This window comes from Sphingomonas naphthae, from assembly GCF_028607085.1.
GTDB classification, from domain to species: Bacteria; Pseudomonadota; Alphaproteobacteria; order Sphingomonadales; family Sphingomonadaceae; genus Sphingomonas_Q; species Sphingomonas_Q naphthae.
Genome location: NZ_CP117411.1, coordinates 3,570,004 through 3,592,911, shown reverse-complemented (window position 1 = coordinate 3,592,911; position 22,908 = coordinate 3,570,004). Strand labels below are relative to the sequence as shown.

The window sequence follows — 22,908 nt, the reverse complement described above, 5'->3', positions numbered from 1 at the left end:
CCCCGGTACTTCTAACGGGGAGATGGGCTGGTCAGGGCGCGGCCGGCTCGGCCCGCGCTTCGGCCAGGATCAGCGAGAACCAGCCCTTGTCGTCGGTCCATTCGCGCCGCACCGTCCAGCCGCCGGTGGCCAGCAGCAGGCGGGCCGCGCGGGGGTCGTATTTGTGGCTGTTCTCGGTGTGGATCGTCTCGCGCGCGCCCATCGTGAAACGGCGGCCGGCAACGGTGAAATCGACCGGGCGGCGCGCCTCCAGATGCATTTCGATCCGCGCCTCGGCATCGTTCCAGATGGCGCGGTGGGCGAAGGCGTCGACCGGGATGGTGCCCGCCAGCTCGCGGTTGATCCGCCGCAGCAGGTTGAGGTTGAACTCGGCGGTGACGCCGGCGGCGTCGTCATAGGCGGGCTCCAGCACCTCGACCGGCTTGACCCGATCCATGCCGATCAGCAGCAGCGCGCCGTCGCCCAGCGTCTCGGCCATACGGCGCAGCAATTCGGTCGCGGCACGAGGCCCCATGTTGCCGATGGTGGAGCCGGGGAAGAAGCCCAGCTTGGGGCTGTTCAGCACCTTGCCGGGCAGGCGCACCCGCTTGGTGAAGTCCCCCTCGACCGGCAGCACGTCGAGACCCGGAAAGCGCTGCGCCAGCCCGCGCGCGGCTTCGCGCAGGAATTCGCCCGAAATATCGATCGGCACATAGGCCGACGGATCGATCCCGCCGAGCAGCAGCGGCGTCTTGGCGGACGAGCCCGAGCCGAATTCGATCACCGCCCGGCCGGGGCCGATCGCCTCGGCGAAATCGGCTGCATGGTTCTTCAGCAGCGCGGTTTCGGTGCGGGTGGGATAATATTCGGGCAGATCGGTGATCGCCTCGAACAGTTCCGATCCGGCGCGGTCGTAGAGCCAGCGCGCGGGGATGGCGCGCGGCCAGGCGGAGAGGCCGGCCAGCACATCGGCGCGAAACGCCGGATCGACGGGCGTGGAAAGCGTGTCGCGATCAAGCTCGAGCAGCATGGTCACAGATCCTTGGCGAGCCGCACGCCGGTGAATTGCCAGCGCTGGTGGGGGTAGAAGAAATTGCGGTAGGAGGCGCGCGAATGGCCGCGCGGCGTAGCGCAGCTGGCGCCCTTCAGCACCGCCTGCCCGGACATGAACTTGCCGTTATATTCGCCCACCGCGCCCTCGGCGGGGGTGAAGCCGGGGTAGGGCAGATAGGCGCTGCCGGTCCATTGCCACACGTCGCCGAACATCTGGTGCGGCGAGGAGGAGCGCGCCGCCGCGCGCGGGCGGACAGGGCCGGCCGTGTCGAGCTGGTTGCCGCCAGCCGGATCGTGCGCCTGCGCCGCCACTTCCCATTCCGCCTCGGTCGGCAGGCGCGCGCCGGCCCAGCGGGCGTAGGCGTCGGCCTCGTAGAAGGAGACGTGGGTAACGGGGGCGGCGGGGTGGAGCGGGTGCAGCCCGTCGAGCGCGAACGCCCGCCAGTCCGCCGCGCCCTCGCGCTGCCAGTAGAGCGGCGCTTCCACCGCCTCGCGCTTCACCCAGGCCCAGCCGTCGGACAGCCACAGGGCAGCGTCGCGATAGCCGCCGTCGGCGATGAAGGCCTGCCATTCGGCGTTGGTCACCAGCCGGTCGGCCAGCGCGTGGGGGTGGAGCAGCACCGTGTGGCGCGGCCCCTCGCAATCGAAGGCGAAGCCGGGGCCGGCATGGCCGATGGTGGCGATGCCCTCGATCCCTTCGATCCAGCCGATCGCGCCGGGCACGGGCGCCGGTGTCGGGCGGGGATGATCCCACACCGCCGGCAGCAGGGGATTGGCGTGGAAGGTCGCCAGCATGTCGGTCAGCATCAATTCCTGATGCTGCTGCTCGTGATGGATGCCGAGTTCGATCAGGTCGCGCGCGGCGGGCGACAGATCGGGCAAGGCGCTGGCGATCGCGGCATCGACATGGGCGCGCCAGTCGAGAATGTCGGACAGGCTCGGCCGGCTCAGCATACCGCGCCGGTCGCGCGCGTGGCGGGCGCCCTCGGCCTCGTAATAGCTGTTGAAAAGGAAGGCGAAGCGCGGGTCGAACGGCGCGTGGCCGGCGACATGATCGCGCAGCACGAACGTCTCGAAGAACCAGGTGGTGTGCGCCAGATGCCATTTGGCGGGCGAGGCATCGGGCATCGGCTGGACGGTGGCGTCGGCATCGGACAACTGCGCGGCGATGGCGCAGGACAAGGCGCGCGTCCCGGCAAAATCATCGGCCAAGGTCGTCGAGAGGCGCTGCGCCCCGGCGGTCGTCATCAGCATCGCAAACCCCTCACCGGCCAACAACGCAGGCGAATGGGGAGAGGTTTCAGGGGCGAATCAAAAAGGCTCGTTCGTCATTGCGAGCGCAGCGAAGCAATCCAGTGCGGCGCTGGATCGCCGCGCTTCGCTCGCGATGACGGTTAACGGTCTACCGCGTCGCGCCGGGGGTCCAGAGCGGATCGGCGCCCGCGTTCAGGTGGCGGGCCAGCACGAACAGATGATCCGACAGGCGGTTCACATAGGCCAGCGCCTGCGGGTTGAGCGGCACCGCGCCGCCCGCCGCGACCATCGCCCGTTCCGCCCGGCGGGCGGTGGCGCGGGCGACGTGGATGTGCGCGGCGCCGGCGCTGCCGCCGGGCAGGATGAAGCTGCGCAGCGGCGCCAGACCGGCGTTCATCGCGTCGATCTCGGCTTCGAGCCGCTTCACCTGCGCGGCCGTGATACGCAGCACCATCTCGGACGGCGTGAAATCCTCGCCCGGGGTCGCCAGATCGGCGCCGAGATCGAACAATTCGTTCTGGATGCGGCCGAGCATCGCCCGCGCCTCACCATCCTCGATGTGCTGCAGGGCCACGCCGATCAGGCTGTTGACCTCGTCGACCGTGCCGATCGCGTCCATGCGCGGCTCGCTCTTGGCGACGCGGCTGCCATCGACGAGGCCCGTCGTCCCCTTGTCGCCGGTGCGGGTGTAGATTTTGGTGAGCTTCACCATCGGCCGGGGCCGGGCCGCCTCAGCTGCGGCTGATGAACAGCAGCAGCGCGGCGGCGAGCACGGCCGCCGCCTGGAACTGGATGCGCCGCCACATCATCCTGTTCTGGCGCAGGCCGGACACGTTCACCTCGGTGCCGTTCAGCACATCCTCGCGCTGTTGCTGCATGAACAGGATCACGCCGCGAACCAGCGAGACGAGCGCGCCGATCGCGAGCAGGACGATCAGGATGACGAGGAGGGTGGTAGCCATGCCGCCTTCTACGCCCGCGCAGGGGATAAGCCAAGTTGCGCGCGCAGGCCCGCGAGCAGCGCTTTAGGGTCGGCGCCCCCGGCCCGCAATTCCGCCAGACTCTTCGCTCCGTCGCGCTTGGCCAGCCGCCGCCCGTCCGGCCCGGTGAGCAGCGGGTGGTGCCAATAATCCGGCGTCGGCAGGCCGAGCAGCGCCTGAAGCAGCCGGTGGATGTGGGTCGCCGCGAACAGATCCGCGCCGCGCACCACAAGGGTTACGCCTTGCGCCGCATCGTCCAGCGTGACGGCGAGATGATAGGAGACCGGCGCGTCCTTGCGCGCCAGCACGACGTCACCCTGTGCGTCAGGGATCGCGGCGATCCGCCCCGCGACCCGATCGTGCCAGTCGAGCGGCCCGGCGCGCGCGACGGCTGGGGCCATGTCGAGCCGCCAGCAATGCGGCTCACGCATCATCCGCTCGGCGCGGACCGCATCAGACAAAGCGCGACAGGTGCCCGGATAGATCGCGCCCTCCGGCCCATGCGGCGCCGACGCGCTCGCCGCGATCTCGGCGCGGGTGCAGAAACAGGGATAGACGAGGCCCATTGCCTTCAGCCGATCGAGCGCGTCGGCATAGAGCGGCAGCCGCGCCGATTGCCGCACCACCGGCCCATCCCAATCGAGCCCCAGCCAGCGCAGATCATCTTCGATCCCGGTGACGAAGCCCTGCCGCGCCCGGCCCGGATCGATATCCTCGATCCGCAGCAGGAAGCGTCCGCCCGCCGCCCGCGCGGCATCATGCGCCAGCATCGCCGAGGCGGCATGGCCGAGGTGCAGCGGGCCGGTCGGGCTCGGCGCGAAGCGGGTCGTGATCGTCATGCGCCCCCACCCTTTCGCGCGTGCAGCGAATCGGCGCTTGACCGCGAGTCCCGCCTCATGCTGTCATGCCCCCGTCACGCTTCGACCCTAGGGGCGGGACGACGGGGATCGGAGCCGACACGGGCTTCCGGGCTTCCGAGTGCGACGGGCCGGATGGACGGGCGGGAACGGGTCTCCGTGACAACGGAGGCTAGGCGCGTTCGATGTACCATCCCGATGTTATCCGTCACCCCGATAGCTGCCCCACGCTGGTCCTCAACGCCGATTACACGCCGCTGAGCTATTATCCGCTGAGCCTGTGGCCGTGGCAGACGGCGGTGAAGGCGGTGTTCCTCGAACGGGTCGATGTCGTCGATCTGTACGATCGCGAGGTGCGCAGCCCGACGCACACGATCCGCCTGCCCTCGGTCATCGCGCTGCGCCAATATGTGAAGCCCTCGCAACATCCCGCCTTCACCCGCTTCAACCTGTTCCTGCGCGATCGCTTCGCCTGCCAATATTGCGGTAGCCCGCACGATCTGACCTTCGATCATGTCGTGCCGCGCGCGCAAGGCGGGCGGACGACGTGGGAGAATGTGTCCACCGCCTGCGCGCCCTGCAACCTCAAGAAAGGCGGCCGCACCCCGCGCCAGGCGCATATGGCGCTGAGCGAGGAGCCGTTCCGCCCGACGAGCTGGCAGCTTCAGGAAAACGGCCGGGCGTTTCCGCCGAACTATCTGCACCAGAGCTGGCGCGACTGGCTCTATTGGGACGTCGAACTGGAGGCGTGAGGCCTCCCATCAATCCTCCCCCCGGCGGGGGAGGATCGGGATGGGATCACCGCCAGCGCAGATGCTTCAGCAGGTCGCGTTTGGCCAGGCTCTCGAACATCTCGTCGGGGGATTCCGGGTCGAGCAGTTCGTTGTCCGCCAGCCATTTCTCGATCTCGGTGAGGTCGGGCGTCTCATAGGGCCGCAGCGTCCGTCCCGGCCGGTCGCGCAGCCGCTCGATCGCCACGCCGATCGACCCCGCCGCGTCGATCGCCGCGCCGATCTCGTCGGCGTCGCAGCCGAGATGCTCGGCGATCAGATCGTCGCGGATCGCCACGATGCGCGCGCGGGCCCGCGCCGGATCGTCCGAGAGACCCGCATCCAGCGTCAGGTCGCATTCGGTATCGAGCGCCATCGACCGGTTGTTGAAGTTGGACGATCCTACCCGGATCACCTGATCGTCCACGATCAATATCTTGGCGTGGACGTAGATCGGATGTCCGCCCGCCGTGTAGGGGTGATAGACGCGGAAGCGATCCGCCGCGCCCGGACGGCGGCGCAGCGCCTCGATCAGCCGGGCGCGCGCGGTATCCATCGCGATCGGCTCCAGCCAGCCCTGCGCCGCCAGAGGATTGATGAGGATGATTTCCGGCCCGTCCGGCTCGTCGATCCGCCGGGCGATCGCCTCGGCCACCTTGCGCGAGGCGAAATACTGGCTCTCGGCATAGATGTGGCGGCGCGCGCGGCCGATCAGCTCGATCGTCATCGCCTCGATCTCTCGCCGCTCGGTCTGGTCGGGCATGTGCGGCACGGTGCGCGAGATGGCGATCGGCTGGCCGGTGAAATCCGCGTCGAGCTGGTGCGGCCAGCAATCGCCGGAGGGCGGCGATGGGGCCAGCACCTCGCCGCCGGTCGCCCGCTTCCAGCGATCGCGGAACAGATCGCCCAGCGCGCGGGCGACGGGCCCCTCCACCGCCGTCGTCGCGTCGTGCCACGGCTTGTAGGGCTGGTTCCACGGCGTGCGGCGGCGCGGCTCCTCGTCGCGGTGGCAGCGCGTGTCCCAGCGCTCGCCGGTCATGTCGATGCCGCCGCAGAAGGCCACGCAATCGTCGATGATGACGATCTTCTGATGGTGCGAGGCGCCGGTCGGATGCGCGCCGTCCAGCTTGGTGCGGATGCGCTTGTGCAGCATCCAGCGCGCGACGGTGATGAAGGTGGTGCCGCGGAACAGCGATTTCAGCGCGCCCATGTCCCATCGCAGCAGATAGACCTGGAGATCGGGGTTGCGCTTCACCAGCCACAGGATGAAGCGGCCGACCCGGCGCGGCGCGCGCGGCGCCTCCGCACTGGTGCCCAGATCGATCCGCGCATCGAAATCCCAGCCGATCAGCAGGATGCGATGCTTCGCCTTCAGCATGGCGGATCGCGCGGCGGCGAAATATTCGTCGGCATCGACGATCACGGTGGCGCGGGTGGCGGTTTCCGTGCGCCAGCTCGTGGCGCGATCGGGCAAGGGTTCGGGCGGATCGGTCGCGGGGGGCGGCATGGCGCCTTCGCTGGCCCATGCCGCCACCCGATGCAACCGGCGTTCACATCCGTTGCGTAACGAAATGTATCAGCCGCGCTTGGGCGGCGGGATGGTGATGCGCATTTCCTCGCCCGATCGGCCGGGGAAGCCGGTGAACATCGCGTCGATCAGGTTCGGCACGAGGCGCGGCAGGCTGTCGTCGAGCGAGCGGGCCTTGGCCTTGCCCTCGAAAACGCGCTCGCCGCTGGCGCGCGTGATCGTCATGTCGATGAAGCTGGTGTAATAGCGATAGCTGCGCACCTGCGGGCCGCCGAAGCCGCCGTAGAGGAAGGGATCGTTCCAGCCCCAGCCCCAGGCGCCGGCGAAGCGGCCGCGCCCGCCCCAGCCCCAGCCGGGGCCGTATCCCCAGCCCGGGCCGTAGCCATAGCCGAAGCTCGGCTCGCTCACGACCTTCTCCTGCCCGTTATCGACCCCGTAATCGAGATCGACGACGAGCTGCGCGCCGCCGTCGCCGGCGGCGGGCTGATAGCCGAGCGAGCGGAGGCGCGCGCTGACCAGATCGGCATATTGGCGGAATTCCAGCCCACCCTGCATCCGCGGATCGCGCGACTGGATGGAAAAGGTCTGCCCCTGCGCGGGGGGCATCTGCTGGAAGCGCGCGACATCGGCGCTGAAGCCGGTGGCGCAACCGCCGAGCGAGAGGAGCAGCGCAGGCGCGAGAATCGCCGCTGCCCGGGCGAGGCGGCGGCGCGAAGCGGTGGACGTGTTCATGGTACGCGAACCTTCCCAACGGACCGGGCAGGATGCGCCGGGCCGACGAACCGAGTGACCCGCCTTCGTGGATCATCACGGCTGAATGGGGTTTTAACGTATTGAACGCGCTTCCGGTTGCTCTTTTTTCCGCAGGCGAAACGGTTCGCCCATTCCGCCCTGTGCCGGGAGGAATTACAGTCCCAGCGCCCTGTACGCGCCCGCCAAGGTCGGCGCGGCCATCTCGCGCGCCCGGGCGGCGCCCTGCGCCAGAATATGGTCCAGCTCTTCCGGGTCGGTGCGCAGCTGCACCAGCCGCTGGGCGATCGGCGCCACCGTCTCCACCACCAGCTCGGCGAGGATCGGCTTGAACTGGCCGAAGCCCTTGCCGCCATGCTCGGCCAGCACCTGCGCCGGCGTGCGATCGGTCAGCGCGGCGGCGATGCCGACGAGGTTGCGGGCCTCGGCGCGGCCCTCCAGTCCCTCGACCTCGCTCGGCAGCGGCTCGGGATCGGTCTTGGCCTTCTTGATCTTCTGGACGATCAGGTCGGCATCGTCGATCAGGTTGATGCGGCTCATGTCCGACGGATCGGACTTGGACATCTTGGCGCCGCCATCGCGCAGCGACATCACCCGCGCCGCCGGGCCGCCGATGATCGGATCGGGCTCCACGAACAGATCGACATTGTAATCGGTGTTGAACTTGGTCGCGATGTCGCGCGCCAGCTCCAGATGCTGCTTCTGGTCCTCGCCGACGGGCACATGCGTCGCGCGATAGAGCAGCACGTCGGCGGCTTGCAGCACCGGATAGGTGAACAGGCCGATCGAGGCGCCCTCGCGGTTCTTGCCCGATTTTTCCTTGAACTGGGTCATGCGGTTGAGCCAGCCGATCCGCGCCGTGCCGTTGAGCAGCCAGCACAATTCGGCGTGGGCCGGCACGGCGGCCTGGCGGAACAGCACGGCCTTCTGCGGATCGATGCCGCTGGCGACGAGGGTCGCGGCCATCTCGCGGATGTTGGCGGCCAGCTCGGCGGGATCGTTATAGACCGTGATGGCGTGGAGATCGGCCAGGAAGAACAGGCAGGCCATCTCGTCCTGCATCCGCACCCAGTTGCGGATGGCCCCCAGATAATTGCCGAGGTGCAGATTGCCCGTCGGCTGGATGCCGGAAACGGTGCGGGGGGTGGCGGCGCTGGTCATGGCGCGTGGTCCTGTCGCGGCCGGCGCGGAAGGTCAAGCGGATGGAGGGACGGGCGCGATTTCGGCGGTGGGATTGGCCGGCGCGCGGCCCCGGCGGCGGACCTGCCGCGCCAGCTCCTTCAGGCGGAAAGCCCCGAAGGCCGCGCCGAGGGTGAAATAGATTATCACGCCGGCCCCGATCAGCAGGCCGAGACCGAGGATACGGCCCGAAAGCCCCGCGCTGGCCATCGGCGTCACGAACGGCTCGATCCCCCACAGCGCGGCCGCCATCAGCGCGGTCGCGGGCACCAACCGGATCAGGCTGTGCGTCAGATGCCGATCCAGCCCGAAGCCGAAGCGGCGGCGCAGGGTGATGAACAGCAGGATGGCGTTCACCCAGGCCGAGGCCGAGGTGGAGAGCGCCAGCCCGATATGGCCGAGCGGCCAGACGAGCGTGAGGTTGAGCGCGAGATTGACCAGCATCGCCACCAGCGCGATCCGCACCGGCGTCTTGGTGTCCGCCCGCGCATGGAAGCCGGGGGTGAGCAGCTTGATGAGGATATAGGCGGGCAGGCCGGTGGCGAAGGCGGCGAGCGCCTGCGCGGTGGCGCGGGCATCCTCCGCCGCGAAGGCGCCATGCTCCAGCAGCGCGCGGATGATCGGAAAGGCCGACACGACCAGCGCGGCGGCGGCGGGCAAGGTGAGGATCAGCGCCAGTTCCAGCGCGCGATTCTGCGTGGCATGGGCGCCCGCCTGATCGCCCGCGCCGACCTGTCGCGAGAGGGTGGGCAGCATCGCCGTGCCGACGCCGATGCCGATCAGCGCGAGGGGCAATTGGTTCAGCCGATCGGCGTAATAGAGGTAGGAGACCGATCCCTGATCGAGGAACCGCGCCGCCAAGGTAGTGGAGATCAGCAGGTTGAACTGCACCGCGCCGGCGCCCAGCACGACCGGGCCGATGATGCGCAGCAGCTGGCGCACCTGCGGGGTCAGGCGCGGCAGCTTGAGGCGCAGCGACACCCTGGCGCGGTGGCAGGCCCAGATGAGCCAGAGAAGCTGCATCACGCCTGACACCGTCACCGCGATCGCCTGCGTCCGCGCGGTCTCCACATCGGTGGTGCCCCGGAAGAACAGCAGCGCCACGATCATGCAGATGTTGAGCAGCACCGGCGCCGCCGCATTGACCCAGAAGCGCCCGACCGAATTGAGGATGCCACCCAGCAGCGACACCAGCGAGATCAGCAGCAGATAGGGAAAGGTGATCCGGGTATAATCGGTCGCCAGCGAGAACTTTTCCGGCCCGCCATCGGGGAAGCCGCCGGTCATCGCCCAGACGATCGGCCCGGCCGCCACCATCATCGCGGCGGTGAACAGTAAGAGGAAGGGGAACAGCACCGACAGCACGTCGTCGGCGAAGCGCAGCGCGCTCTTCTCGCCCTCGGCCCCGGCGACCCGGTTGAACATCGGCACGAAGGCGGCGGAGAAGGCCCCCTCGGCGAAGAGCGCGCGGAACAGATTGGGCAGCCGCCACGCGATGAGGAACGCATCCGACGCGAAGCCCGCGCCGACGAAGCTCGCCATCAGCATGTCGCGCACGAAACCCAGCACGCGGCTGACGAGGGTGAGGCCGCCGATCGTGGCGCTGTTGCGGACCAGACTCATGTTCGTGCCCGTCCGCTCATATCCATTGCTCCGTTCGTCCCGAGCGAAGTCGAGGGACGTGCCCCAGACGCTGCGTCAGCGTGTCTCGACTTCGCTCGACACGAACGGAGATCGTCTTGCTTACGCCTCGCCCGCCGGCTCGGCACCCGCCAGATTCTGCGCGGCCTGTTGCAGGTAGATCTGGCTGAAGTCGATCGGATCGAGCAGCAGCGGCGGATAATTGCCGTCGCGCACCGCCTCGGCCACCACGCGGCGGGCGAAGGGGAAGAGCAGGCGGGGCGCCTCGGCGTAGAGGAACGGCTCGAGATGCTCGGTCGGGAAGCCGCGCAGGCCGAACAGGCCAGCGTAGAGCAATTCGACCGCGAACGCCGTCTGGCCGTTCACCGCCGCGTTGACGTTGATCTTCAGCACCACCTCATAGACGTCCTCGCCGACCTGGGTGGAGCCCAGGTTGAACTGCACGTCGATCTGCGGCGCGTCGGCCCATTGATAGCTCGCCGGGGCGTTCGGATTTTCGAACGACAGATCCTTCACATATTGCGCGAGGATGGCGAGCTGGGGTCCATCGTCCTGACCGTTGGAGATCGAGGTGGTGATGGTGCCTGCGTCTTCGGCCATGAAATCTCTCGTCCTCAAGCCATGTTCGGGAAGCCGCGGGCGCTAGCACAGGCCCCGCCGGGGCGGCAATGGCCGGCCGATGACGGCGCTGAATCGGTATCGCCGGCGGAACCGACCGCTCGATTGTAGTTTCATCGCTGTGCGCCTATGTGGGGTGCTAGGTAATCCGAGAGGCCCGGTGGAAAAGATCGTCATCTTCGCGCTCGTGTTTCTCTTCGTGGCCTTCCGGCTGTGGAGCGTACTCGGCCGCCGCACGGGGCATGAGCAGCAGCCGGTGGCCAAGCCGGTCGAGGGGCAGGTCGTCGCCCCGCCCACCCTGCGCACGCCGGCCGAGCCGGTCGGCTCCTCGGGCATCTTCACCGATACCGTCGTCGATCCGGGCGCGCTGACCGGCGTCCGCCAGGTCGCGCAGGCCGACAACGGCTTCGATCCGGCCCGCTTCGTCGAGGGCGCGCAGGGCGCCTATCGCATGATCCTGGAAGCCTATTGGCGCGGGGACGAGGAGGCGCTGGCGCCGCTCGTCGACGATACCGTCCTCGCCGATTTCCGCGCCGCCATCGCCGAGCGCCGCGAGGCCGGCCATGTGCTCGACAATCGCCTGATCGTCGTCGAGCGCGCCGTGATCGAGGAAGCGCGGATGGACGGCCAGATGGCCCGCGTCACCGTGCGCTTCGATGCCGACATCGCCGCCATCACCCGCGACGCCGAAGGCGAGGTCGTCGCCGGTTCGATGACCGACGCGGTGCAGACCCACGATGTGTGGACGTTCAGCCGCCACGTCCGCACCGCTGATCCCAATTGGGTATTGATCGAAACCGACGAAGCGGCGTGATCCGGTTCGGGGGGATCGGGGCGGCGGCGCTCGCGCTGCTGCTCTCGGCGTGCGTGGCGCCGCAGGGTGGACCGCCCGCCGCGACGATCGCGCCGCCGCCGACACCGGCCCCCGTGATGCCGGACGCGCCCAAGCCCCCGGCCACCGCCGCCGAACTGGGCGTCGCCGCCGGCCCCGCGCTCGGCCGCCTGCCCCGCGCCGACGCCGCGCTTACCGCCTTCAAGCTCAGCTGCCCCGGCCTAATCCGCCGCACCGATCGCTCGGGCCTGACGCGCGGCGAGGACTGGCGCGCGCCTTGCGACGCCGCCAAGGCGTGGACCGGCGACGCGGCGGGCTTCTTCGCCGCCAATCTCGAACCCGTGATCGTCGGGCCGGGGCAAGCCTTTGCAACCGGCTATTACGAGCCCGAGATCGCCGGATCGCGCAGCCGTGCCGCCGGCTATCAGGTGCCGGTCTACCGCCGCCCGCCCGATCTGATCGAGGCCGATCTCGGCCTGTTCACCGACAGCCTGAAGGGCAGGAAGGTGCGCGGACGGATCGAGGGCAAGGCGTTCGTGCCTTATGCCGATCGCGCCGCGATCGAGGATGGCGCGCTGGCGGGGCAGGGGCTGGAGATCGCCTGGGCGGCCGATCCGGTGGAGATGTTCTTCCTCGAGGTGCAGGGCTCGGGCCGCCTGCGTCTGCCCGACGGCGGCGTCATGCGGATCGGCTACGACAGCCAGAACGGGCGCGACTATACCGGCATCGGCAAATTGATGCGCGATCGCGGGCTGCTCGGCCCCGGCCAGGCCTCGATGCAGGGCATCATGGCGTACCTCCGCGCACATCCCGAAGAGGGCCGCGCGATCATGCGCGAGAACAGGAGCTTCGTCTTCTTCCGCGAACTGACGGGCGCCGGCCCGCTCGGCGCGATGGGTGTCGCGGTGACCGGCCAGACCTCGGTGGCTACCGACCCGGCTTTCGTGCCCTTGGGCGCGCCCGTTTTGCTCGAAATGGACCGGCCCGAGGCGAGCGGCCTGTGGGTGGCGCAGGATACCGGCGGCGCGATCAAGGGCGCCAATCGCTTCGACACCTTCTGGGGCGCGGGCGACGAGGCGCGGCGCATCGCCGGCGGCATGTCCGCCAAGGGCCGCGCCACCCTGCTGCTGCCGCGTGGCACGGTCGCCCGGCTGAAGGCGCTGCCGCATGGGACGGACGGTGCCCAAAGGCCCTGACGGCGAGACGCTGTGGGCGCGAGTGACCGCGACCGTGCGGCCGTTGCGCCGCCAAGGCCCATCGACCGCCCGATCCGATTTCGCCGATGCGCTGGGCCCCGCGCCGCGTGCGCCCCTCCGCCGCGCCGGCGCCCCCATCCCCGCCCCCGTCCGCCCGAACCGGCCCGAGCCGGTCGGCGAGACGCTCGACGGCGGGTGGGATCGGCGCATCCGGCGCGGCGTCGTGGTGCCCGACCGCACGATCGACCTGCACGGCCACACGCTCTCGACCGCGCAGGCCGCGCTCGATCATGCTCTGGCGCGCGCCTTGGCCGACGACGTCCGCACCCTGCTGGTGGTGACGGGCAAGCCCCCGCGCGGCGGCGATTCCCGGCGCGGCCTGATCCGCGCCTCGATCCACGACTGGCTCGCCCATTCGGGCCACGCCGGCCGCATAGCCGCCGTCCGCACCGCCCATCCGCGCCATGGCGGATCGGGCGCGCTCTACCTCATCCTGCGGCGGCGGCGCGAATGATCCGGGCGTAGATGCGCTGCAGGGCGTGAAGATCCGCCACCGCGACCGCCTCGTCCAGCTTGTGCATCGTCGCGTTGATCAGGCCGAATTCCACCGTCGGCGCGATGCGGCTGAGGAAGCGCGCGTCGGACGTGCCGCCGGTGGTCGAGAATTCCGGGGTCAGCCCGGTCTCGGCGGCGATGGCCTCGGCGACCAGGGTGGAAAGTTCGCCCGGCTGGGTCAGGAAGGCCTCGCCCGAGATTCTGCCGGTCACGCTCACGCCCTCGCCGACGATCGCCTGCACCCGATCGATCAACCCCTGCCCCGTCTGCTGCGCGTTGAAGCGGATGTTGATCCGCGCGGTCGCCGTCGCCGGGATCACGTTGGTCGCCGGATTGCCGACGTCCACGCTGGTGATCTCCAGATTGGAGGGCTGGAACCAGTCATCGCCGCCATCGATCGTCCAGGCGTCGAGCGCCGCCAGCGCCTTCACCAGACGCGGCACCGGATTGTCGGCCAGATGCGGATAGGCGACATGGCCCTGAGTGCCCGCCACTTCGATCACCATGTTGACCGAACCGCGCCGCCCGATCTTCACCGTATCGCCGAACCGCTGGCTGCTGGTGGGTTCGCCGACGAGGATCAGGTCGGGTCGGATGCCATTCGCGGCCATCCACGCCATCAGCGCGACCGTGCCGAACGTGGCCGGCCCCTCCTCGTCGCCGGTAATGACGAGGCTCAGTTGCCCCGCCTCGTCCACCGTCTCGGCCGCCGCCGCGACGAAGGCCGCGATCGCGCCCTTCATATCGACCGCGCCGCGCCCGTAGAGCAGATCGCCGCGTATCTCGGGCGCGAACGGATCGCTCGTCCACCCCGCGCCCGGCGGCACGACATCGGTATGGCCGGCGAAGGCGAGGTGCCGCCCGCCACTCCCGCGCGTGGCGAAGAGATTCTCGATCGGCCCGTCGGGCGCCTCGCCATTGGTCAGGCGGGTGACCGCGAAGCCCGCGTCGGACAACGCATCCGCCAGCACGCCCATCGCCCCGGCATCGGCGGGGGTGACGCTGGGGCAGGCGATCAGCTTGCCCGCGAGATCGATCACTTCGGCCATGCCAGTCCCTTGCCGATGAAGCCGCTGACATCGAACCACACGTCGCGCTCTCCACCCTTCGCATCGGCGACGTGCAGCACATCGTAGCTGCGCCCGCCCTTCGTCACCAATTGCTGGGTCGAGGAGGTCAGGCGGTGGACGCCGAGCCAGATATATTCCTCGGGGACGCGGGTGACGATGTAGGCGGTCTCGGCGCCACGCCCGTCACCGCTCGCCTCGATCGCCGCCAGCATCCCGTTGAAGATCGCGCCATGCCGATCGGCGCAGGCCCTGTCCTTCAGGCTCGCGCACGCCTCGGACAGCCAGTAATGCGCCGCCATGTCGGAATAATCCGCCTGAAGCCGCGCTTCCGACAGCCGCCGCGCCTCGGCGACATTGCCGGCCTTGCGCGCCTCAGCGATGGCGATCGGATCGAAATCGGGATCGAACCCCGGCTGCATCGGCGCCAGCGCACGGAAGCGCGCATAATCGATCCGCGTATCCCCCGCCGCCATCCGCGCCACGAGCGCGGCATAATCCGCCGCAGGCCCAGGCGCCGCCGCCATCATCGCAATCGCCAGCATCATTCCCATGCCCGATCCCTAGCGACCCCCGCCGCCGGACCCAAGCCCGATCGACAGGGCGGCGACCGCGCCGGATTTCATCGTGATGAAGGATATGGTGGACGCACTTGGGCTCGAACCAAGGACCCGCTGATTAAGAGTCAGCTGCTCTACCAACTGAGCTATGCGTCCATACCGGCAGTCCGAGAGGCGAGCCCTCGTCGCGGGAGGCGGCCGGGTACATGGGGTGGGGTGGCTTGTAAAGCCCCCGCCCCAAGAAAATCGTGCGATTCATGACCTGATCCAGCTTTGCTGGATCAGGGGCGGCACCGGCCCGCTCCCCCACCCGGCCGCCCAGCGACAGCATGATATGGGTGGCCGGGTGGGGGAGCGGGCCGGTGCCGCCTCCGCCGTGAGGCGGATCAAAAGTCAGCGCGCCGCGCGGGCCGAGCGGTCGATCGCCATCAGCATGCCCAGGCACAGCATCACCGTCATCATCGCCGATCCGCCGTTGGAGACCAGCGGCAGGGGGATGCCGACGACGGGGGCAAGGCCCATCACCATCGACAGGTTGATCGCGAAATAGAAGAAGATCGTCGTCGCCAGCCCCGCCGCCGCCAGCCGGGAGAAGCGGGTGTGGGCGCGCGCCGCCACCTGCATCCCCCAGCGGATCACCATGAAGTAGAGCAGGATGATGGTGCAGCCGCCCAGCAGCCCCCATTCCTCCGCCATGGTGGCGAAGACGAAATCGGTGTGGCCTTCGGGGAGGTAATCGAGGTGGCTCTGCGTGCCTTTCAGGAAGCCCTTGCCGGTGATCCCGCCCGATCCGATCGCGATCTTCGACTGGATGATGTGATAGCCCGCGCCCAGCGGATCGCTTTCGGGGCTGAGGAAGATTTCGACCCGCTGGCGCTGATATTCGTGCATCCCCAGCCACGCGACGGGCAGCACCGCCGCCACCGCCAGCGCACCGCCGACGTAGAGGCGCAGAGGCAGCCCCGCGAGGAAGGTGACCGTCAGCCCGCCGAACACGATCATCAGCCCGGTGCCGAGATCGGGCTGCGTCATCACCAGCACGAAGGGCACGCCGATCAGCGCGGCGGCCGGCCAGATGGCGTTCCAGCCGCGGCTCTCGCCCGCCGGCAGCAGATCGTAGAAGCGCGCCAGCACCAGCACGATCGCGGGCTTCATCAATTCGGAGGGCTGGAGGCGGATGAAGCCGAGATCGAGCCAGCGCCGGCTGCCCCCGCCGACGAAGCCGAACAGCTCGACCATCAGCAGCAGCCCGACCAGCACCCCATAGATCGGCAGCGCCGCCTGTTTCAGCCGCATCTCGCCCACGCGCGAGATCATGATGGCGATGGCGATGAAGCCGACAAAGCGAACGCCCTGGTTGAGCGCCCACGGCCGCACGCTGCCGCCCGCCGCCGAATAGAGCACCACCAGCCCGAAGCCGCCGATCGCGACGATCAGCAGGATCAGCCGCCACGGGATCTGCGCCAGCTGCGGCGGGACGATCGAATAGCCGCCGTTCATGGCGTGGGCCCCGCAGGGGGCGGAGACGGGGCCGCCGGGGCCGGCACCACCGGTGCTTCGGGCGCGGCGTCGCCGGCATCCTCGGGCGGGGGCGGGTTGCTGGCGGGGGTGGCCTCGGCCAAGCTGCCTTCGGGCTGTTCGGTCGGCTCGGGCAGATCCTCGGGCGGGGGCGGCGCGTCGGGCGGCGGGGCGCCGCCATGGTCCAGCCGCCATTGTTCGTGCTGGCGGGCCATGCGCTGCTCGATATCGCCGCCCCAGCTGGGCTCGACATCGGCGAGCGACTTCATCGCCCGCTCCGGATCGAACAGATAGGTCATGATATCGCGCCCGACGAGCGGCGTATCGAGGTTGCGGACGGTGTGGCCATTATGCTCCAGCACGATCGCGGCGGCATAGCGCGGCTTGTCGGCCGGCGCGAAACATACGAACAGCGCATGGTCGCGCAGCTTGAAGGGCAAAGCGCCATTCTTCAGCACGCCGCCGCGCCGTTCGGCCATGGTGATGCGCCGCACCTGCGCCGTGCCCGTCTTGCCGGCCAGCTGCACCCCCGGCACGTACATGCGCGCCGCGCCACCGGTGCCGCCGCCGTTGACCACGCCCCACATCGCCTCTCGGATGATCCGCAGATGATCGGGATCGACACCCAGGTCACCGCCCTGCGGCTCGTACCGGCGGTTGACGATCAGGCGCGGATCGAGCGACTTGCCGCTCGCGATGCGCGCCGCCATCACCGCCAGCTGGAGCGGGTTCACCAGCGTATAGCCCTGGCCGATCGAGGCGTTGATCGTGTCCGCGACCTTCCACTCGGACTTGTATTTCTTCAGCTTCCACTGGCTGTCGGGCACCGTGCCGAAGCGCTGCGATTTATAGGGCAGATCATAGGTTGCGCCGAGGCCGAGGCGGCGCATCATCTGCGCCAGCGGATCGATCCCCAGCCGGCGGATCATCGCGTAGAAATAGATGTCGCAGCTCTGCATAACGGCATTCTTCATGTCGACCGCGCCGTGGCCGCGCCGCGAATGGCAGTGGAACACATTGTTGCCGAGCCGGTAGCCGCCGGTGCAGACGACTCGCTCGTTGGGGTCCACGCCCGCCTCCAGCAGCGCCAGCGCGTTCATCGGCTTCACCGTCGATCCCGGCGGATACAGGCCCTGAAGCACCTTGTTCATCAGCGGGATGTGATCGTCGGCCGACAGCATGTCCCACTCCATATGGCTGATGCCGTCGGAGAAGCTGTTGGGGTTGTAGGCCGGCATCGACACCATCGAGAGGATGCCCCCGGTCTCGACATCGATCACCACCGCCGAGCCCGAATTGGTGCCCAGCCGCCGGGCGGCATAATGCTGGAGGCCGGCATCGATGGTGAGCTGGAGCGTGTTGCCGACCTCCTCCGGCCGGGTCGTCAGTTCGGCGACCACCCGGCCGCGCGCGGTGACCTCGCTGCGCTTGGCGCCGGGGTGGCCGCGCAACCACGGCTCCAGCGCGCGCTCCAGCCCTTCCTTGCCGACCTTGAAGCCGGGGGTGATGAGCAGGGGATCGCGGGTCTTTTCATAATCCGCCGCCGATGCCTGGCCGACATAGCCGGTCAGATGCGCCACCGCCGCGCCCGCCGGATAGAAGCGCGCGTTGCCGCTCGCCGGGACCACGCCGGGCAGGTCGCCCTGCCGCACGCTGAGCGCGGCGAACTTCTCGTAGGTGAGATTTTCCGCCACCGGCACCGGGCGGAACCCGGCGGCGCGCTTCAGCCCCTCCTGCACGCGGGCGACATCGTCGTCGGTGAGGCCGAGGATCAGGCGCAGCTCGGCGATGACATGATCGGGATCGACCAGCCGATCGGGGATCAGATCGACCCGGAAATCGGTGCGGTTGATCGCGATCGGGCGCCCATGGCGATCGACGATCCAGCCCCGGCGCGGCGGGATCAAAGTCTGCTGCACCCGGTTGCTTTCGGCCAGCGCCGAATAGCGGTCGTTCTCGGCGATCGACAGCCACGCCATGCGGCCGGCCAGGATCGCCGCGACACCCGCCTGCGCCCCGCCGAGGATGAGCGCGCGGCGGCTGAAGCTCTGCAACTGGCTCTGCTCGGTGACGAGCCGTTTCGGCATCCTCACCGGCGCAGGCGCCAGCGATCGAGGGAGGCGGTGATGCGCACGGCGGCAGGATAGCACAGCAGCGCCGCGATCACCTGCGGCGCGAGCGCGGCGAAGCTGCCCTGCCCGCCAACGAAGCCCGACAGCAGCCATTCGCCGATCGCGCAGCATTGGATGGCGATGGCGGCGATCGCCCAGTCCGCCCAATGGTCGCGCCACACCATCACGCCGTCCAGCCGGTCCAGCACCAGCAGGGTCGCGGTCCACAGGGCCGCCGCGCTGCCCAGCGCATTGCCGGTCAGCAGATCGTCGGCCAGCCCCAGCGGCAGCGCGATCCACGCCGCCCACATTTCCGGCCGCAGCAGCCGCCAAGACAGCAGCATGAGCAGCCCGAAGGACGGCAACAGCGGCGCCGACAGCACGAAGGGCAGCGCCGCCACCGCCGATCCGGCGAGGGTGGAGGCGATCGGCACGCCGATCGTCCAGCGGCGCGGCGGAACCAGATCGACATGCGCCGGCAGCAGCCTCATCGCCCGTCCTCGACCTGGGGGATGGTGGGGGGCAGGATCATGATCGGGCCGAACGGCCGGGTCACCACCGCGAAATCCAGCGCGGCGGGATCGGCCAGCGGCCGGGCCACCGCCACGTCGCGATCGACCGTGGTGACCAGGGCGACCGGGATGTTGGGCGGATAGATGCCGCCCGTGCCCGAAGTGACGAGCAGATCGCCCTTGCGGAACGGCGTGCCCCCGCCGACGATCGCGCGCGCATCGAGCGTGCCGTCGCCGCGCCCGACCGCCAGCGCCGGCAGCCCGGTGCGCGCCACCAGCACCGGCACGCTGGAGGCGGCGTCGGTGAGCAGCAGCACCCGCGCGGCGAAGCGGCCACTGAGGCTGACGAGCCCGACCAACCCGTCGCTCGACCGCACCGGCATCCCCGGCCGCACCCCGTCGCGCGATCCGGCGGCGAGCGTGGCGTAACGGCGCTGGCCGGTGCCGCTCGATCCGATGATGCGCGCGGTGGCGATCGGCAGCGGCTCGGTGGTGGCCAACCGGGCGAGCGCCTTCAGCCGGCGATTCTCATGCTCCAGCGCGCGGGCGCGGATCAGTTTCTGGCGGGCGACGGCAAGCTCGGCCTTGAGCGTGGCATTCTGGCTGCCGGCGAACACATAGCCCGATACGTCGGTGACGACCCCGTCGAAGCCGCGCGCCACACTGCGCCCGGCCAGCCCCACCGGCGCGGTCGCGTCCAGCACCACGCCCTCGATCGCCGAAAAGGCGCTGGGCGCGACCCGCTGGATCACCACCAGCGCCAGACCCACGACGACGCCCACGGCGGCGATCACATAGCCGGCGAACAAAGTATATTGGGTGCGGCGCGAGAAACTGCGCCGCCGGGGTTCGCGCGCCATCGCGCCTCAGCTCCGGTCAGGGCCGATGGGGATCGCTCAAGCGGTCTGCAGCACGCCGCGGAACATCGGATCCTCCAGCGCGCGGCCGGTGCCCAGCGCCACGCACGACAAAGGATCGTCCGCGACCGACACGGGCAGGCCGGTCGCATCGCGCAGCACCTCGTCGATGCCCTTCAGCAGCGCGCCGCCGCCCGTCAGGACGATGCCCTGGTCGACGATGTCGGCGGCCAGTTCCGGCGCGGTGTTCTCCAGCGCGATTCGCACGCCCTCGACGATCGCGGCGACCGGTTCGGACAGGGCCTCGGCGATCTGCGACTGGGTGATCGCGATTTCCTTGGGCACGCCGTTGACGAGATCGCGGCCCTTGATGTGGATCGTCTCGCCCTTGCCGTCGGCCGGCATCTTGGCGATGCCGACTTCCTTCTTGATCCGCTCGGCGGTGGATTCGCCGATCAGCAGATTGTGGTTGCGGCGGACGTAGGAGGCGATCGCCTCGTCCATCTTGTCGCCGCCGACGCGGACGGAGGTGGTGTAGGCCAGCCCGCGCAGCGACAGCACCGCCACCTCGGTCGTGCCGCCGCCGATATCGACCACCATCGAGCCGATCGGCTCGGTCACCGGCATTTCGGCGCCGATCGCGGCGGCCATCGGCTCCTCGATCAGCCACACCTGGCTGGCGCCGGCGTTGGACGCGGCGTCGCGGATGGCGCGGCGCTCCACCTTGGTGGAGCCCGAGGGCACGCAGATCACGATTTCCGGGAAGCGCCACGCGCGGCGCTTGCCGCCATGCACCTTCTGGATGAAATGCTTGATCATCTGTTCGGCGACATCGATGTCGGCGATCACGCCGTCGCGCATCGGGCGGATCGCCTCGATCGAATCGGGGGTCTTGCCCATCATCAGCTTCGCGTCGTCGCCCACGGCGCGCACCTTGCGGACGCCCGCGATCGTCTCGATCGCCACCACCGATGGTTCGTTGAGCACGATGCCGCGGCCCCGGACATAGACCAGCGTGTTCGCCGTCCCGAGATCGATCGCCATGTCGTGCGACATGAATTTAAGCCAACGCGCCAAACCGAATCGCCTTCTCATAACCCCTCCATATGCGGCGCGCCCGGCTGCTACGTCGCGCCGAAGGGATATGTGATTGCCGGGTCGCGGAAGCGGCCGGCTTGGTCTAGGCAAACCCCCATGTCAATAAGGCGCCTGCCCGAGCATCTGGTCAATCGCATCGCCGCAGGCGAAGTGGTCGAAAGGCCCGCCAGCGCGTTGAAGGAAATCGTCGAGAACGCGCTCGACGCGGGCGCCGGGCGGATCGCGATTCGGCTGACCGCCGGCGGAATCGGCGGGATCGAGGTGATCGACGACGGCTGTGGCATGAGCCCGGCCGACATGGCGCTGGCGCTGGAACGCCACGCCACGTCGAAACTGCCCGACGACGCGATCGAGGCGGTGTCCACGCTGGGCTTTCGCGGCGAGGCTTTGCCCTCGATCGCCAGCGTGGCGACCCTCACGCTGGAAAGCCGGGTGCGCGGGGCGGATGGCTGGAGCCGGGTGACCGACAATGGCCGGTTGGCCAGCGAAGGCCCCGCCGCGCTGCCGCCGGGCACGCGGGTGAAGGTGGAGGGGCTGTTCGCCCGCGTCCCCGCCCGCGCGAAGTTCCTGCGCAGTCCCCGTGCCGAATATGCCGCCTGCCTCGATGTCGTCCGCCGCCTCGCCATGGCCCGGCCCGACATCGGCTTCACGGTGGAGCATGACGGGCGGCGCGCCCTGTCGGTCCAGCCCGGCGAGACCGGCCCGGCGCGGGTGGCGGCGCTGACCGACCGTGCCTTGGTCGATAATTCGATCGCGATCAGCCACGAGCGCGAGGGCGTGGTGCTGGAGGGGGTGGCGGGGCTGCCCACCTTCAACCGCGGCGTCGCCGACCACCAATATCTCTTCGTCAACGGCCGCCCGGTGAAGGACCGCCTGCTGGTGGGCGCGGTGCGCGGCGCCTATCAGGACATGCTGGCGCGCGACCGCCATCCGGTGGTGGCGCTGTTCGTGACCCTACCGGGATCGGAGGTGGACGTGAACGTCCACCCCGCCAAGACGGAGGTGCGATTCCGCGATCCGGGTCTGGTGCGGGGACTGATCGTCGGGGGATTGCGCCACGCGCTGGACCAAGCGGGCCACCGCTCGGCCCAGCCCGTGGCCGCCGGATCGTTGGGAGCATGGCGACAGGAAAGCCACTCCCCTTCAGGGGAGGGGTTGGGGCCATCCCCGCAATCCAACTATCGTGGTGCCAGCTGGACATCCCCCACCCCCTACCCCTCCCCTGAAGGGGAGGGGCTTAGCGGGCTCCAGCACTCAGTCTTCGACTCCCCCCTCGCCTACGCCCCCCCGCAGGGCCGCGCCGAACCCGCAACCGCGCCCATCCCCGCAGCCCAGCACCCCCTCGGCGTCGCGCGCGGGCAGGTCGCCGCCACCTATATCGTCGCCGAGGCCGCCGACGGCCTCGTCCTGGTCGACCAGCACGCCGCGCACGAGCGGCTCGTCCTCGAACGGATGCGCCGCGCGCTCGATGGCGGGGCGGTCGCGCGGCAGGCGCTGTTGCTGCCCGAAGTGGTCGAGCTGGACGAACCCGCCTGCGACCGGCTGGAGGCGCGCATCCCCGAACTGGCCGAGATGGGCCTCGAACTCGAACGCTTCGGCCCACAGGCGATGCTCGTCCGCGCCACCCCCGCCCTGCTCGGCCAGGGCGACCCCAAGGGCCTCGTCACCGATCTCGCCGACGAACTCGCCGCCTTCGATCAGGCGCTGTCGCTCAAGGAACGGCTCGACCATGTCGCCGCGACCATGGCCTGCCACGGCTCGGTCCGCGCCGGCCGCATCCTCTCGGTCGCGGAAATGAACGCCCTGCTCCGCGAAATGGAGGTCACCCCCCATTCCGGCCAATGCAACCACGGCCGCCCGACCTGGGTGAAGCTGGGCCATGGCGATATCGAGAAGCTGTTCGGGCGGAAGTGACGCCTGTTCCTCTCCATCGAAGATGGGGAGGGGGACCGCCGGCGCAGCCGGTGGTGGAGGGGTATGTCGGATGGCCAAG

General features: G+C 69.5%; 22 protein-coding genes and 1 tRNA gene. 5 read left to right on the top strand and 18 right to left on the bottom strand.

Translation table 11 applies throughout. The features are described 5' to 3' along the window. Nucleotides 1–31 precede the first annotated feature (31 nt). From egtD to gluQRS, 5 genes are all read right to left on the bottom strand, one after another. Nucleotides 32–1,009, bottom strand: a complete 978-nt coding sequence (egtD, locus tag PQ455_RS17290; protein ID WP_273687490.1) for an L-histidine N(alpha)-methyltransferase — start codon at nt 1,007–1,009, stop codon at nt 32–34. A 2-nt stretch (nt 1,010–1,011) separates the two neighbouring features. Continuing rightward, on the bottom strand, nt 1,012–2,280 hold the full coding sequence (gene egtB, locus PQ455_RS17285; protein ID WP_273691429.1) for an ergothioneine biosynthesis protein EgtB: 1,269 nt from the start codon (nt 2,278–2,280) through the stop codon (nt 1,012–1,014). 154 nt (nt 2,281–2,434) lie between these two features. Further along, entirely contained in the window at nt 2,435–2,998 is a 564-nt protein-coding gene (locus PQ455_RS17280; RefSeq protein WP_273687489.1) for a cob(I)yrinic acid a,c-diamide adenosyltransferase, read from the bottom strand. A gap of 19 nt (nt 2,999–3,017) precedes the next feature. Beyond that, a complete protein-coding gene (locus tag PQ455_RS17275; RefSeq protein WP_273687488.1) occupies nt 3,018–3,248 on the bottom strand; it encodes an HIG1 domain-containing protein in 231 nt (76 codons plus the stop codon). An 8-nt stretch (nt 3,249–3,256) separates the two neighbouring features. Further along, nucleotides 3,257–4,105 (bottom strand): tRNA glutamyl-Q(34) synthetase GluQRS, encoded by an 849-nt coding sequence (gluQRS, locus tag PQ455_RS17270; protein ID WP_273687486.1) that lies wholly within the window; start codon nt 4,103–4,105, stop codon nt 3,257–3,259. 203 nt (nt 4,106–4,308) lie between these two features. Between gluQRS and PQ455_RS17265 the strand changes: the two genes are divergently transcribed. Continuing rightward, complete coding sequence (locus tag PQ455_RS17265; protein WP_273687484.1) at nt 4,309–4,875, top strand: HNH endonuclease; 567 nt, start codon at nt 4,309–4,311, stop codon at nt 4,873–4,875. Nucleotides 4,876–4,921: 46 nt separating this feature from the next. Here PQ455_RS17265 and PQ455_RS17260 read toward each other — a convergent pair whose 3' ends face one another. The 5 genes from PQ455_RS17260 to secB all read right to left on the bottom strand — a co-directional run bounded on the left by PQ455_RS17260 (nt 4,922) and on the right by secB (nt 10,591). Further along, nucleotides 4,922–6,400 carry a phospholipase D-like domain-containing protein gene (locus PQ455_RS17260; protein WP_273687483.1) on the bottom strand — a complete coding sequence of 493 codons (1,479 nt, stop codon included), beginning with the start codon at nt 6,398–6,400 and terminating at the stop codon, nt 4,922–4,924. Nucleotides 6,401–6,469: 69 nt separating this feature from the next. After that, nucleotides 6,470–7,153, bottom strand: a complete 684-nt coding sequence (locus PQ455_RS17255; protein ID WP_273687482.1) for a DUF4136 domain-containing protein — start codon at nt 7,151–7,153, stop codon at nt 6,470–6,472. A gap of 174 nt (nt 7,154–7,327) precedes the next feature. Further along, the gene (gene trpS, locus PQ455_RS17250; RefSeq protein ID WP_273687481.1) at nt 7,328–8,332 is read right to left on the bottom strand and encodes a tryptophan--tRNA ligase; all 1,005 of its coding nucleotides are present in this window, start codon (nt 8,330–8,332) and stop codon (nt 7,328–7,330) included. A gap of 33 nt (nt 8,333–8,365) precedes the next feature. Then, complete coding sequence (gene murJ, locus PQ455_RS17245) at nt 8,366–9,973, bottom strand: murein biosynthesis integral membrane protein MurJ (RefSeq protein WP_273687480.1); 1,608 nt, start codon at nt 9,971–9,973, stop codon at nt 8,366–8,368. Nucleotides 9,974–10,093: 120 nt separating this feature from the next. Beyond that, nucleotides 10,094–10,591, bottom strand: coding sequence for a protein-export chaperone SecB (secB, locus tag PQ455_RS17240; protein WP_273687479.1), 498 nt, complete (start codon nt 10,589–10,591; stop codon nt 10,094–10,096). A 178-nt stretch (nt 10,592–10,769) separates the two neighbouring features. Between secB and PQ455_RS17235 the strand changes: the two genes are divergently transcribed. The 3 genes from PQ455_RS17235 to PQ455_RS17225 are packed head-to-tail and all read left to right on the top strand — an operon-like array spanning nt 10,770 to nt 13,151. Then, nucleotides 10,770–11,423, top strand: coding sequence for a Tim44/TimA family putative adaptor protein (locus tag PQ455_RS17235; protein WP_273687478.1), 654 nt, complete (start codon nt 10,770–10,772; stop codon nt 11,421–11,423). After that, nucleotides 11,420–12,637, top strand: coding sequence for a murein transglycosylase A (gene mltA, locus PQ455_RS17230; RefSeq protein WP_420542801.1), 1,218 nt, complete (start codon nt 11,420–11,422; stop codon nt 12,635–12,637). The genes PQ455_RS17235 and mltA overlap by 4 nt, the downstream gene beginning before the upstream one ends. Further along, nucleotides 12,621–13,151, top strand: a complete 531-nt coding sequence (locus PQ455_RS17225) for a Smr/MutS family protein (protein WP_273687476.1) — start codon at nt 12,621–12,623, stop codon at nt 13,149–13,151. Before mltA ends, PQ455_RS17225 begins: the two co-directional genes overlap by 17 nt. Here the strand turns inward: PQ455_RS17225 and dapE are convergent. The 8 genes from dapE to PQ455_RS17185 form a co-directional block, all read right to left on the bottom strand. Continuing rightward, nucleotides 13,126–14,241, bottom strand: a complete 1,116-nt coding sequence (gene dapE / locus PQ455_RS17220; protein WP_273687474.1) for a succinyl-diaminopimelate desuccinylase — start codon at nt 14,239–14,241, stop codon at nt 13,126–13,128. The genes PQ455_RS17225 and dapE overlap by 26 nt on opposite strands. Further along, entirely contained in the window at nt 14,229–14,813 is a 585-nt protein-coding gene (locus tag PQ455_RS17215) for a DUF4919 domain-containing protein (protein ID WP_273687472.1), read from the bottom strand. Before PQ455_RS17215 ends, dapE begins: the two co-directional genes overlap by 13 nt. Nucleotides 14,814–14,899: 86 nt before the next feature. Further along, nucleotides 14,900–14,975 (bottom strand) — tRNA-Lys (locus tag PQ455_RS17210). 237 nt (nt 14,976–15,212) lie between these two features. Beyond that, on the bottom strand, nt 15,213–16,319 hold the full coding sequence (gene rodA / locus PQ455_RS17205; protein WP_273687470.1) for a rod shape-determining protein RodA: 1,107 nt from the start codon (nt 16,317–16,319) through the stop codon (nt 15,213–15,215). After that, nucleotides 16,316–18,424 (bottom strand): penicillin-binding protein 2, encoded by a 2,109-nt coding sequence (gene mrdA, locus PQ455_RS17200; RefSeq protein WP_273687468.1) that lies wholly within the window; start codon nt 18,422–18,424, stop codon nt 16,316–16,318. Before mrdA ends, rodA begins: the two co-directional genes overlap by 4 nt. Before the next feature lie 2 nt (nt 18,425–18,426). Beyond that, entirely contained in the window at nt 18,427–18,939 is a 513-nt protein-coding gene (gene mreD, locus PQ455_RS17195; protein WP_273687466.1) for a rod shape-determining protein MreD, read from the bottom strand. After that, nucleotides 18,936–19,820, bottom strand: coding sequence for a rod shape-determining protein MreC (gene mreC / locus PQ455_RS17190; protein ID WP_273687464.1), 885 nt, complete (start codon nt 19,818–19,820; stop codon nt 18,936–18,938). Before mreC ends, mreD begins: the two co-directional genes overlap by 4 nt. Before the next feature lie 36 nt (nt 19,821–19,856). Next, nucleotides 19,857–20,912, bottom strand: a complete 1,056-nt coding sequence (locus PQ455_RS17185) for a rod shape-determining protein (RefSeq protein WP_420542799.1) — start codon at nt 20,910–20,912, stop codon at nt 19,857–19,859. 99 nt (nt 20,913–21,011) lie between these two features. On the opposite strand from PQ455_RS17185, the gene mutL reads away from it, so the two are divergent. After that, nucleotides 21,012–22,829: a DNA mismatch repair endonuclease MutL gene (mutL, locus tag PQ455_RS17180; protein ID WP_273687463.1), complete on the top strand. Its 1,818-nt coding sequence runs from the start codon at nt 21,012–21,014 to the stop codon at nt 22,827–22,829. Nucleotides 22,830–22,908 lie beyond the last annotated feature (79 nt).